Annotated in this window: 10 protein-coding genes; 4 read left to right on the top strand and 6 right to left on the bottom strand. The window is 40.6% G+C overall.

Annotated elements, in window-relative coordinates; translation table 11 throughout:
• The 4 genes from B2Y23_RS08525 to B2Y23_RS08510 form a co-directional block, all read right to left on the bottom strand.
• Positions 1–1,818, bottom strand: a 1,818-nt coding sequence (locus B2Y23_RS08525; RefSeq protein ID WP_291370225.1) for an acetyl-CoA carboxylase biotin carboxylase subunit, incomplete at its 3' end; no start/stop codon positions are given.
• A 13-nt stretch (positions 1,819–1,831) separates the two neighbouring features.
• Entirely contained in the window at positions 1,832–2,632 is an 801-nt protein-coding gene (locus B2Y23_RS08520; protein WP_291370223.1) for an enoyl-CoA hydratase/isomerase family protein, read from the bottom strand.
• A 12-nt stretch (positions 2,633–2,644) separates the two neighbouring features.
• A complete protein-coding gene (locus B2Y23_RS08515) occupies positions 2,645–4,246 on the bottom strand; it encodes a carboxyl transferase domain-containing protein (RefSeq protein ID WP_291370221.1) in 1,602 nt (533 codons plus the stop codon).
• 42 nt (positions 4,247–4,288) lie between these two features.
• The gene (locus tag B2Y23_RS08510; protein WP_291370219.1) at positions 4,289–5,461 is read right to left on the bottom strand and encodes an isovaleryl-CoA dehydrogenase; all 1,173 of its coding nucleotides are present in this window, start codon (positions 5,459–5,461) and stop codon (positions 4,289–4,291) included.
• Between the two features lie 146 nt (positions 5,462–5,607).
• Between B2Y23_RS08510 and B2Y23_RS08505 the strand changes: the two genes are divergently transcribed.
• From B2Y23_RS08505 to B2Y23_RS08490, 4 genes are all read left to right on the top strand, one after another.
• Complete coding sequence (locus tag B2Y23_RS08505; protein ID WP_291357249.1) at positions 5,608–6,234, top strand: TetR/AcrR family transcriptional regulator; 627 nt, start codon at positions 5,608–5,610, stop codon at positions 6,232–6,234.
• A 101-nt stretch (positions 6,235–6,335) separates the two neighbouring features.
• Entirely contained in the window at positions 6,336–8,024 is a 1,689-nt protein-coding gene (locus B2Y23_RS08500; protein WP_291370217.1) for an AMP-binding protein, read from the top strand.
• A gap of 402 nt (positions 8,025–8,426) precedes the next feature.
• On the top strand, positions 8,427–8,927 hold the full coding sequence (locus tag B2Y23_RS08495) for a pyridoxamine 5'-phosphate oxidase family protein (RefSeq protein WP_291357253.1): 501 nt from the start codon (positions 8,427–8,429) through the stop codon (positions 8,925–8,927).
• 846 nt (positions 8,928–9,773) lie between these two features.
• Positions 9,774–10,964 (top strand): MFS transporter, encoded by a 1,191-nt coding sequence (locus B2Y23_RS08490; RefSeq protein WP_291370216.1) that lies wholly within the window; start codon positions 9,774–9,776, stop codon positions 10,962–10,964.
• Between the two features lie 92 nt (positions 10,965–11,056).
• On the opposite strand, the gene B2Y23_RS08485 is transcribed toward B2Y23_RS08490, so the two are convergent.
• Together B2Y23_RS08485 and otsB are read right to left on the bottom strand one after the other, a co-directional pair.
• Complete coding sequence (locus B2Y23_RS08485) at positions 11,057–12,490, bottom strand: alpha,alpha-trehalose-phosphate synthase (UDP-forming) (protein ID WP_312159977.1); 1,434 nt, start codon at positions 12,488–12,490, stop codon at positions 11,057–11,059.
• Entirely contained in the window at positions 12,478–13,326 is an 849-nt protein-coding gene (gene otsB / locus B2Y23_RS08480; RefSeq protein WP_291370215.1) for a trehalose-phosphatase, read from the bottom strand. Before otsB ends, B2Y23_RS08485 begins: the two co-directional genes overlap by 13 nt.
• Positions 13,327–13,725 lie beyond the last annotated feature (399 nt).

Raw genomic sequence — 13,725 nt, 5'->3', positions numbered from 1 at the left:
CGCCGCAACCAGAACTTGGGTAATCACGCCTGGCATCGGTGCTTTTAAATTGCCTTCAGTACTTTGCGCATCCTCAGAACTGAATTTCTGATTCAAATAAGCAAACTTGTGGCTTTGACCATTTTTGAAAATAGTGAGGCCGTGTGCATTTTGACTAAACGCAATTTTGTCTTGTTTGCCATTAATCTTGAAATGCGCAGTATTGCTATTGAATAGCTGTCCAGAAATATGAAATTTTTCACCTTGATATTCAGCAACAAAACCTTCTTTTTCAGCGCTTAAATTGACTTGAAAAAGTGCTTCATCGAGCTTTAATTTAATGGCATAGCTTGGGCTGATATTGACGCGCCATAGCGTTTCACTTTGCCAAACCGGATTGCTCGCTGGCTTGTTTTTGCTAAAACGCAACAATAACTCGGTCAATGCCGTTGCCACGACCAACTCAGGTTGCAGTGATTGAATATTTTTAAACAAAAATTCATCTTCGCGCTGAATCAGGTTGGTATCCAGTTTGGCATTTTCAAAAGAGTCACAGCGAATAATGCGATCCAGGAAGGCAATATTGTTGCCCAAACCATCGACATGGAACTGACCTAAGGCATGGTGCATTTGCAATAAAGCCGCTTCACGGTTTTCGCCCCAGACAATCAGTTTGGCAATCATCGGATCATAATAACTGCTGATTTCATCGCCTTGAACAATACCGCTGTCGACCCGAACATGCTGGTTCTGTTCAGGGTAGTGCAAATAACTGATCTGACCAATGGCAGGAATAAAGCCTTTTTCCGGTTCTTCTGCATAGACGCGAGCTTCAATGGCATGGCCATGAATTTTTAACTGATCTTGCTGTTTCGGTAATGGCTCGCCAAAGGCAACACGCAATTGCCATTCCACCAGATCAACGCCAGTGATCATTTCAGTGACCGGATGCTCAACTTGCAGACGGGTATTCATTTCCATGAAATACGCGGTGCCGTCTTGCTCCACAATAAACTCGACCGTACCGGCACCGACATAATCGACCGCACGCGCTGCATCAATGGCAGCTTGGCGCATGGCATCAAGTTTGTCTTGTGAAACCAATGGGGCAGGTGCTTCTTCAAGCACTTTTTGATGACGGCGCTGTACCGAACAATCCCGTTCAAATAAATGCACGTAATTGCCATGTGAGTCGCCAAAGACTTGCACTTCAATATGACGTGGATTAATCACATAACGTTCAATCAAGACTTCATCATTACCAAAGCTGGATTTGGCTTCGCTTTTACATGAAGCTAGTGAACTTAAGAAATCTTCACTGCGTTCAACCAGACGCATGCCTTTACCGCCACCTCCAGCGCTAGCTTTAATCAGCACCGGATAGCCAATTGCATCGGCCTGTTGTTTTAGAAAATCAGCATCCTGATTGGTGCCGTGATAACCCGGTGTCAGTGGAACACCGGCCTTTTCCATCAATGCTTTAGACGTCGCTTTTAAACCCATAGCCAAAATGGCGGCGACCGGTGGACCAATAAAAGTGATGTTGTTGGCTCGGCAGGCTTCGGCAAACTGGTCATTTTCAGACAGGAAACCATAACCCGGATGAATGGCTTGTGCGCCAGTTTTTACAGCCGCCTGAATAATGCGATCAATCTGTAAATAGCTTTGTGCCGCGGGTGATTCGCCAATATAAATCGCTTCATCGGCAAGTTTGACGTGTTGCGACTGTGCATCGGCATCGGAATAGACTGCCACCGTTGCGATTCCAAGTTTTTTTGCACTACGAATCACACGGCAGGCGATTTCACCACGGTTTGCAATTAAGATTTTTTCAAACATTGTATGATCCTTATTATTGTTGTGCTGTAGAGATAATCCAGGAAGGACTTTGCTTATCTAAAAAAGCACTCAAGCCATTTTTCGCCTCTGATCCTTGGCGTACGTGAGCAATATGTTGCGCGGTTTGCAGCAGTAATTCTTCGGTTAATACCTGTTGGTCGACCAGTTGAATCAGTTGTTTGGATGCTGCCTGTGCTTCAGGGCCACCCAAGAGCAAAGCTTGAACAATTTCATCAATCTTGCTATCTAGCTCTTCTACAGCTGTGACTTCATGCACTAAACCAATCGTCTTGGCTTGTTCGGCGCTAATTCGTTCTGCGGTTAAGAAATAGCGCGAAGCCTGACGCGCACCGATGGCACGAATCACATAAGGGCTAATGGTCGATGGTGCTAGCCCTAAACGAACTTCAGAAGTCGCGAACTTGGCATCAGTGCTGGCAATACAGATATCACAGGCTGAAGCCAGTCCCATACCACCACCAAAAGCAATGCCGTGTACCCGGGCAATAGTGGGCTGTTTTAAAGTCGCCAGACTTTGCAACATTTTTGCCAGTTTCAGCGCATCGGCTTCATTTTCCGCTTGCGAAGCTTGTCCGGCCTGTTTCATCCAGTTCAGGTCGGCGCCGGCCGAGAAGCTTTTGCCTCGACCCGCCAAAACCACGACACGTACATCATCACGGTCATTTAAAGACTGAAAGCAGGCATGCAGTTCTTCAATCACCTGGGTATTAAAGGCATTGTGCAATTCAGCACGGTTAATCCAGACTGTCGCGACCTGATTCTGTTGTTCGAGTTGTAAAAATTGATAGCTCATTCTTTCTACCCCTTACATGCGGAACACGCCAAATTTGGTTGGTAAAATTGGTGCATTTAAAGCAGCTGCCAGACTTAAGCCCAAGACCTGACGTGTTTGTGCAGGATCAATCACACCGTCATCCCAAAGACGCGCTGAAGCATAATAAGGATGACCTTGGCGCTCGTATTGATCACGAATCGGTTGTTTAAATTGATCTTCCTGTTCTGCTGACCAGCTTTCACCTTTTTGTTCAATTTGGTCGCGTTTTAAGGTAGATAATACGCTCGATGCCTGTTCACCGCCCATCACCGAAATACGCGAATTAGGCCAGGTCCACAGGAAACGCGGAGAATAGGCACGACCACACATGCCATAGTTACCGGCACCAAATGAACCACCAATCACCAGAGTCAGTTTAGGCACATTGGCATTAGCAACCGCCATCACCAGTTTGGCTCCATTTTTGGCAATACCTTCATTTTCATACTGGCGACCGACCATAAAACCAGTAATATTCTGAATAAAGAGCAGGGGAATATTGCGCTGGGTACACAGTTCAATAAAATGCGCACCTTTTTGTGCAGATTCTGAAAATAGAATGCCGTTATTGGCAATGATGCCGACTTTCATACCAAAAAGTTCAGCGAAACCTGTGATTAATGTCGTACCAAAACGCGCTTTAAATTCATCAAAACGTGAACCATCAACAATACGGGCAATCACTTCACGTACGTCAAAAGGCTTACGCGCATCACTGGGTACGATGCCGTACAACTCATCTGCATTAAATAATGGCGCTTCAATTTGATCTGCGGTTTTATTGGGTTTTTTATTCAGGTTCGCCACGATGTTGCGGGCAATCGCAATCGCATGTTCATCATTTTCAGCCAGATGATCGGCTACCCCAGAAAGACGGGTATGCACATCACCACCGCCCAGGTCCTCAGAACTGACCACTTCACCGGTCGCTGCTTTCACCAAAGGTGGACCACCGAGGAAAATGGTGCCTTGATTACGCACGATAATAGTTTCATCCGACATGGCGGGCACATACGCACCGCCTGCAGTACAACTTCCCATGACTACCGCAATCTGCGCGATACCTTGGCTCGACATACGCGCCTGATTATAGAAAATACGGCCGAAGTGATCACGATCCGGGAATACTTCATCCTGCATGGGTAAATAAGCACCACCTGAATCGACCAGATAAATACATGGTAAATGGTTTTGTTCAGCAATCTCTTGGGCACGTAAATGTTTTTTCACCGTCAGCGGATAATAGGTGCCACCTTTCACCGTGGCATCATTGGCCACAATCATGCAGGTCACGCCATTCACCTGACCAATTCCGGCAATCACGCCCGCAGCAGGCACATCATCCGGATAGACGTTATAAGCTGCCAATTGCCCAATTTCTAGAAAGGCAGTTCCGGCATCAATCAGATGATCAACCCGTTCACGCGGTAACAGTTTGCCGCGTGCCAAATGTTTTTCACGGGCTTTTTCACCGCCGCCTAAAGCAATCTGCTGTGCTTTTTGTTTTAAATCATCGACCAAAATCTGCATGGCAGCCTGGTTGGTTTTAAAATCTTCGCTTCGAATATTAATTTTGCTTTGTAATATATTCATTCTCGAACTTCCTTGTTATTCAGTATGCTTATGAATCGTGATTTAAGCTGTTTCATTAAACAGTTCGCGACCAATCAGCATGCGACGGATTTCAGAAGTTCCTGCACCAATTTCATAAAGTTTGGCATCGCGCCATAAACGGCCCGCTGCAAATTCATTGATATAACCATTGCCACCTAAAGTCTGAATGGTTTCACCTGCCATCCAGGTGGCTTTTTCAGCAGCATATAAAATGGCACTTGCTGCATCTTTACGTAAGCTACGGCTATGTTCTGCCTTGTCACATTCAGCGCCTACGGCATAAACCAGCGCTTTACATGCAAGCCAAGTCGAATACATATCGGCAATTTTGCCTTGCATCAACTGGAATTCACCCAGCGCCTGACCAAACTGTTTACGGTCATGAATATAAGGAATCACGGTATCCATACAGGCATCCATAATGCCCAGTGGACCGGCACTTAAAACTGCACGTTCATAGTCCAAACCGCTCATTAAAACTTTGGTACCATTACCCACGCCACCCAGCACATTTTCTTTCGGCACTTCTACATTGTCGAAGAAAAGCGGGTAGGTGTTTGAACCGCGCATGCCTAATTTATCCAGATGAGTTCCATGACTAAAACCCGGCATGCCTTTTTCAACTAAAAAAGCCGTCATGCCTTTAGAACCGGCTTGTAGATCAGTTTTGGCATACACCACCAATACGTCAGCATCACCACCATTGGTAATCCACATTTTTGAGCCATTGAGCAGGTAATAATCACCTTTATCTTCAGCTTTTAATTTCATGCTCACCACATCCGAACCCGCATTAGGCTCTGACATCGCCAAGGCACCAACAAAATCACCGGAAACCAGTTTAGGCAAATACTTTTGTTTTTGTTCTTCGCTACCATTTCGCTTAATTTGGTTTACGCATAAGTTAGAATGTGCGCCGTAGGACAAGCCAATCGATGCTGATGCACGGGAAATTTCTTGCATGGCAATAATATGGGCCAAATAACCGAGGTTAGTTCCACCGTATTCCTCGCTTACAGTCAGGCCAAGCAGTCCCATATCACCAAACTTTTTCCAAAGGTGAGCAGGGAATTTATTGTCTTGGTCAACTTGCTGGGCAATCGGTGCAATCTCCTTTGCACAGAATGCTGCGATTGAATCTTTAAGGGCAATTAGCGTTTCATCCAAACCGAAATTTAAACTTTGTAGATTCATTTCTTCATTCATCCTGATGGTTATATTTGTTGTTCCAAAAGCATTTTTGTTGTGCTTGATTTTTACAATACAACTATTTTTTAAAAAAGTGAATATAAATTCACAAAATGATTTACAATTCATTTTATCTGGTTGAGAATAAGATTATGAGTTATAAAAGATCATCATTGATGCAGGAACGAATGGAGCAAAATCGTCAAACGATTTTGCAGTCTGCGCGTGAACTGATTGCTCAAGGGGGCTTTAAAGATGCGCAAATTCAGGCGATTGCTGAACGTGCAGGCGTATCCAGTGGTCTGGTTTACCGTTATTTTGATAACAAAAGTCAGGTATTAATTGAAGTATTGTCAGAAGCCATTCAGTATGAAATTCAAATTTTGAATAACATTGCTGCAAGTGATCTTTCTGCATCTGAAAAATTACACAAGGCAGTGACGACTTTCGTTAGACGTGCATTGAATAGCCCCCAACTTGCGTATTCGCTGATGTTCGAGCCTGTCGATCCTTTGCTGGAACATGAGCGTTTTCGCAGCAAGCAACTGATTAAACAAAGCATTAATGAAATACTTGCCGAAGGTAAAATCAATGGTGAGTTTGGATTTGAAGATTTAAATACCGCAGCGCTGTGCGTCGTTGGCGCAATGACTTTTGTGGTGATTGAACCTTTGAATCCTTCTAAAAATGTCAGGTTTGATCAGGCTTATAAAGACTATTTTGTCAAACAGATTGCCGATTTTTGTGTGAGTGGTGTTGTTTTAAAGGAGGGTGAGTGATCAGTTAAACACAAAAAATAAGGCTGTTTGGGAAAGTCGTCTGAGTCAAAATAATTAAAGTGAAAGAATCATAATGATAAAGAATCAAGGAGAGTGGTTCAATGACACAAGTACGGTTAAGTTATGCCTATGGAACAAGCAGTCAGCCTTTACTTGGGATGACCATTGGTGAAAAGTTTGATCAGGCATGTCAGCAATATGCTGAACAGGATGCGGTGGTCAGCGTGCACCAAAATGTACGCTTAAGTTATAAGCAGCTACAGGATCAGGTCAATGCATTTGCTTGTAGCCTGCTGGAATTAGGCTTGGAAAAGGGCGACCGGATTGCGATTTGGTCGCCCAATTGTGTGGAATGGACCATCACCCAGTTTGCAGCCTTTAAAGCCGGCATGATTTTAGTCAATTTGAATCCTGCCTATAAAAGCAGTGAACTTGAATATGTGCTGAATAAAGTATCCTGTAAGGCCTTGGTCATTGCAGCGCAATTTAAAACCAGTAATTATCAGGAAATTTTAACCAAAATTGCCCCTGAGCTTGCCGAATCGGCAGATAAACGACTTTCTGCAAAACGCCTGCCACATTTACAGCACGTGATTAAAATTGATCCTGAACAGCATACTGGTATTCACCGCTTTGCTGATTTATTGCCAGAACCTACTGCTACACAGTTAAATCAATTGCAAGCAATTGCTGCTGATTTACAGTTTGATGAAACCATTAATATTCAATTTACCTCTGGCACCACGGGTAATCCGAAAGGAACCATGCTGACGCATAATAATATTTTGAATAATGGTTATTTTGTCGGTGAAGCGATTCATTTAACTCCTCAGGATCGGGTTTGTATTTCGGTACCGCTGTTTCATTGTTTCGGCATGGTCATGGGTAATTTGGCCTGTATTACGCATGGTTCTACCATGGTGTACCCATCTGCCGTGTTTAATCCGCTGGATACGCTTAAAACGATTCAACAAGAAAAATGCACCGCAGCCTATGGGGTGCCGACCATGTTTATTGCCATGCTTGAACATGAGCAATTCGATGAGTTCGATCTGAGCAGCTTACGTACCGGAATTATGGCAGGCAGTCCGTGTCCGCGTGAAATTATGCAGCGTGTGATTGACCGTATGCATATGTCAGAAATTACCATCTGTTATGGTATGACTGAAACTGCACCGGTCAGTGTGCAAAGTTCGACTTCAGATTCTGTGGAACGCCGTGTTGGAACTGTTGGCCGGGTGCATCCACATCTGGAAATCAAAATTGTCGATGAAAATGGCAAAGTTGTGCCACGTGGGAAACTGGGTGAGCTCTGTGTGCGCGGTTATTCGGTTATGCTAGGTTATTGGGAAGATAACGACAAAACTCAGGAAGTCATTGACGTTGCCAAGTGGATGCACACCGGTGATATTGCAGAAATGGACGAAAAGGGCTTTGTAAAAATCAAAGGCCGAATTAAAGATGTGGTTATTCGTGGCGGTGAAAACCTGTTCCCGAAAGAAATTGAAGATTTCCTCTATACCCATCCGGATGTTTCGGATGTACAGGTGATTGGACTGCCAGATGCCAAATATGGTGAAGAACTCTGTGCCTGTATTATTTTGCACGAACATCATCAGGTCAATGAAGAAGCGATTCGTAAGTATTGTGCAGAGCATATTTCTCACAATAAAGTACCGCGATATGTGCGCTTCTTTACCGAATTTCCAATGACTGCTTCAGGCAAGGCGCAAAAATTCAAATTACAGGAACTGATGCGTCAGGAGTTGCAACTTGAAGAAATCGCCTGAGATACACTGAATAGCTTAAATATTTGAATCTCTCTTTATTCCCTCACCAGAAATAAAGAGGGATTCAGCTTTTTAAGGGGTTTAATTCGAGATCCCGCATTAACTGCTTCAAATTGAATCTATGATTGATCTGCCAGCTATATAGCTGCTTATTCAATACAGATTTTTATCATCCCATATTCAAAAAAACCTTATGATTTACTTTCTTTTTAAAATGAAATGTAACTGAATTGGTTTTCGTTATTTTTTATGATGGTTAATCTCATCTTTGATTATTGAAATGTATAAGTTACGTGAGATGGCATATTCAAACTGCAAAATACAATTAATCTAAAAACAGAACAGTAAACAAAATTTAATTATTTATTTTTCGTATGAATGCTGAACTTTTGGAGAATAATCATGACAGACAATCAAAACCGTGAAAAATTATGGAAACTGATCAAAGGTGTGCGTTTCACCATGATTAGTCATACCACCGATAGTCAGGAAATTCATTCTCAGCCTATGACCATGCTGAATACAGAACATATGAATGAAAATAAAAATCTCTATTTCATCCTGAAAGATACTAATGATTTGGTCAAAGCCATCAATTCCGGACGTAATCATATCGGATTATCATTTGCCGAACCTGCAGATAGTGTTTACGTTTCTATGAGCGCCCATGCACAGATCAGTACCGATGCAGCGCTGATTGAGAAGCTCTGGAATCCATGGGCAGAAAACTGGTTTGAAGGAAAAAACGATCCTAGCGTACGTGTACTGGTGGCCGAAGCAATTAGTGCAGAATACTGGAATGTTACCGACAATAAAGTGACCCAGCTGTTTAAGGTTCTAAAAGGCAGCTTGAGCGGCAAAACCAATGAGCCCGATGCGCAGCACCAAAAACTTGATTTATAAGCACCACGCTTAGCTTGTATAATTTCCGCATATTTTGTAGCCCGTATTCAGTTTAAATCTCTAAATCTGAGTATGGGCTAGCACTTATTTCTTTTCTCTAAATGAAGGTTAAATAACTTAAAACTGAATTATTGTAAGCTAAGAGAATTATTCATTTGTAGTTGATCATAAACACAGTAATGTACCTTAGTAGATAATCGTGACCATTAGTTTCCGTAATAGAGCATACACTGGGTAGAAAAGATAATGTTTTCGGCTTTTATAAGCTTTATCCTCAATCGTACTGTTGTTATTTTCAATATAATTGATTCTATGGAAGGCTACACAACAATTAAGTTAAGGACAAAATTTACACAACACAAATGTTGTACTAGGATAAATAAAATATAAATTTCACATATATTTTCTTATATTTCGAAGATTTAACTTAATTTCATTTTATAAATGTATGAGCATTATGAAGCCATGCTTTAAATACTGATCATTTACTCTTCCATTTTACATTTCTAAATTTAAGCTAATAACAGAGTTTTTATCCTCAATAATTTTAAGATTGGGGAGCAAATTCATTCTGGTTAAAACTATAAGTCTAAAGGCTAGTTGCTGATTTTTAAAGTGAATTAAAAACCCTGATTTAAGCACTTTAGGAGTAGGCTGTTTCAGTTACAAAATAGTTTAAAATTACTTAAAAAATATGATTGATTAATAATTTTTTTGTGTATAATTTCGCCAAATTGAAGCCCTTGCATATTTATAGGAAATAACTATAAGTGTGCAGGGGTTTTTCTATGGAAATACTCCTGAAAGGGACAGCCAAAAAACTTATTTTTTTGTGGTGGCACACATATGTTTTTAACTAAAACAGCACATCTGGATCATACAACTCAGCACGCTGCACAGCGTCTGTCCACATTACTTAGCTTCTTTAGTTTAGGTTTAAGTACTGCAGCATGGGCACCGCTTATTCCTTATGCACAGCAGCGGCTTCATCTGAATCATGCCGATTTTGGTACTTTATTGCTGTCTATCGGTGCTGGCTCGATGCTGGCGATGCCTGCTACAGGTTTGTTGATCCAAAAAGTGGGTTGTCGTGTCATTATTTCTATAGCAGTTTTATTGTTGCTTATGGTTTTACCTACTTTTGCCTTAAGTAGCAGTATTGTCACCATGTCTATCGCACTATTCCTGTTTGGTACGGCTGCCGGTAGTTTGGGTGTGGCCATCAATTTACAAGCTGTGATTGTAGAAAAAAACAGTGCTAAAAGTATGATGTCGCAGTTTCATGGAATGTGCAGTTTAGGTGGCTTGACTGGAGTGATGACTGTTACTGCCTTACTTGCAGTAGGTGTAAGCCCTTTGATGAGCGCTTTGGCAATTTGCAGCTTATTGGTCATCTTGAGTGTTATTGCTGTGCCTAACAGTTTATCCGTCATTGAAAAAGAACAAAAAACTGATTCTGCTGAAGTCGAAAGCAAGACCAGAAAATTACCGAGTCCGTTGATTATCTTGATGGGATTGATTTGTTTTATTGCATTTCTTTCAGAAGGTTCAGCAATGGACTGGAGCGGGATTTATCTGATCAATGAATATGGAGTAAAACCTGCTTTAGCTGGGCTAGCTTATACCTGCTTTGCTATTGCCATGACTTCGGGGCGTTTTGCAGGGCATTATTTAATCAAGGCCTTGAGTGAAAAGAATATCATTATTTACAGTGCAATTTGTGCAGCACTTGGATTGTTTACTGTGGTAATGGCTCCACACTGGATCGTGGCTTTATTGGGTTATGCTTTACTTGGATTAGGCTGTTCTAATATTGTTCCCGTGATGTTTTCACGCGTAGGCCGCCAAAATGTCATGTCTAAAGCAGCCGCATTGTCATGTGTTTCTACTATGGCTTATACAGGCTCTTTATTGGGACCTGCTTTAGTCGGCATTAGCAGTGAAGTGATGGGCTTGACGGTAGTGTTTGCATTTATTGCCGCTTTACTTTCAATGATTGCTTTGTTAAACCATTTTACTCAGGTCAAAGCTTCCTAAGCGACTTTGCTAAAACAAAACGAGTATATCTTGTTGAGTAGATATACTCGTTTTTTTATAGCTAAAAAATATAAATGATACCATTTAAAGGCTTAATAATTCACAATTTTTGGATGAATTTTTTTAGCAATTGATGGAATAATATCTATCTTTTTAACCCCTCTCAAATCATCTAAAAACGCATTACGCCAGTCATTGATATCAAAACGTTTTAATCCATTCATTAGATATTCGTAACGCTCTATACGTTCCGATTTAGACATGGTTAAGGCTGTTTTTAGCCCTTTAATCATACTGTCGCAGTTTTCCGGATCGACAATTAAAGCTTCGGACATCTGTTCAGCGGCACCGGTATATTTAGAAAGTATTAAAACACCCGGATCTTCAGGATTTTGTGCAGCAATAAATTCCTTCGCAACCAGATTCATACCATCACGTAATGAATTGACCCAGCAAATATTAGCCTGCCGATAAATTTTCATTAATTCATCATGTGAAATCGCGTCATGGGTACAATTAATAGGTAACCAGTTATCCTGAGAAAATTCCTGATTAATCAAATCGACTTTGGATTGCATATCCTCATATAACTCTTGATAAGCTTTGATTTCCATACGGCACGGACAGGCTATTTGTAAATCGGTAAGGTGCTTATGATATTCAGGATTACTTTGTAGAAATGCTTCCAAGGCATCAAATCGTTCAATTAATCCTTTGGAATAATCAATGCGATCAACACTGATAATGGTTTGCTGATCACTTAATTCATCAAATTCAAATACAGTCGAGCTATTTTTACTGTTTTGTTGCGCGATTTTTTGAATCAGCTCAGGGTTAACTCCAATTGGGTAACATTGAACTGTGACCGGATGATGGTTGAGGGTCAATATATGACTGTGCAGTGGATGACTAGCCAAGTAATGACTACATACGTCCATACACTGCTTTTGGTCATGTTTGGTTTGTAAACCCACCACATCATACTGACACAAGTCTTCAATTAGTAAACGGGCTGTAGGAATGGAGTTCCAGATGTTTAAGCCAGCGAAGGGGATATGCAAGAAAAAGCCAATTCTGTTTTTCATGCCCATTTCACGACAATGACGCGCCACACTAAAAAAATGGTAATCATGTACCCAGATCAAATCATCAGGCTCGGCCATCTGTTTGAGCTGTTTGGCAAATAGAAGGTTAACATCTTGATAGGTTGTATATTGTTGGGCTTGGTATTCAATTAAATCTGCACGGTCATGCATTGCCGGCCATAAAGTATTATTTGCAAAGCCACAATAATAGTTCTGGTACTGCTCTTCGGTTAAAGGGCAAGTCACGTATTCCACGCCTTTATATTCGGTCTGGTTAAAATGTGGAGTCTGATGATTTTCAATTTTTTCACCATTCCACCCCAGCCAAACTCCGCCAATATCAGCAAGTGCATCTTGTAACGCAACAGCAAGACCGCCAGCCGTCACTTTATCAGGATTAGGTAAACTGACACGATTTGATAATATGATTAATCTAGACATGCTTTTTCTCCATCTGATACTTGAGACTGCCTTAAAAAACCTGTTTTTAAGAATTGTGAAAATAAATTAAGAAAGTCAGCGACATCAGCAACATTTTTAAGTCGATAATGGGCATGAGTAGGCTCTGAACCGACTTTTATACTAATTCCCTGATACTGATTTATAGTCTTGAAACCGGATTCGTCGGTAATGTCATCTCCAATAAAAAGAGGTAAAACATGATTGAAATTTAAATAGTCCAATATGGTTTGAATAGCCTGTCCCTTATCAGCCTGCTTGGGCACTAATTCAAATACATATTTACCCTCATTGATCTTAAAGCCTGGATAACTGTCCAGTACTTCTTCAGCAATTGTTTTTGCAATCTCAGCAAGCTCGGGACATTGACGATAATGTAGGGCAACCGAATAACTCTTGTTTTCAATTAACACTTGAGGATAGGGTTCACAGCGTTTTTGAATGTCTTGTTGAAGTAAAGAAAAATTAATTTCATCGCTAGAAATGTTGAATTGAGTATGCTCATCCATTTTTATTTCTAGCCCATGCGTGCCCGCAATCGGCAGATCTAAGGGGAATAATAATTTTGAGGCGATCTCGACTGAACGCCCGGTAAGAAAAATCACTGAAACATTCGAATCACTTAATTGTTGTAAAGTTTTTAAAGTCGTTTGTGGAATAAAGCTTTGAGCTGGATCTGGGTGAAACTCTGATAGGGTTCCATCAATATCCAGAAATAAACAATACTGTTTATCAGTAGCTAAACAAGGGAGAATAAGCTGTAACAAATTATGAGAATAATATTGATTTTCAGGATAATAAGAATTTGATCTACACATATTTACTGTCTATTAATTATTCAATTGATTTATAAATATCATTAAAAAAATAATTAGGGTATTAAAATATTATTAAAACTACATAAAATAAATAAATTTTACATAATTTATTCTTATTCTTTTTTGGTAAGCTGCTTTAGACAGACCAGTAAATGCTTAAACCTGAGCCTTTAAAATGTTAAAAATGAGTATTGAATCACATTTTATCTATTTTTTTACTTTTATTAAAAGGTGAAAAATACGTGCAAAGTTAGTGAAAAATTAAACTTTAAACATTGAATTTTAAATGATAAATACATGAAAAATAAAGTAATAAGCAATATTAATTAATACACTATTCCAGCAAAGTTACAGTTCATATAAATTGCGTTACAAGAAGGTACATTGACCTATATTTAT

It is taken from the genome of Acinetobacter sp. UBA5934 (assembly GCF_002430855.1).
Classification (GTDB): domain Bacteria; phylum Pseudomonadota; class Gammaproteobacteria; order Pseudomonadales; family Moraxellaceae; genus Acinetobacter.
This window is presented reverse-complemented; position numbering and strand designations above follow the sequence as displayed.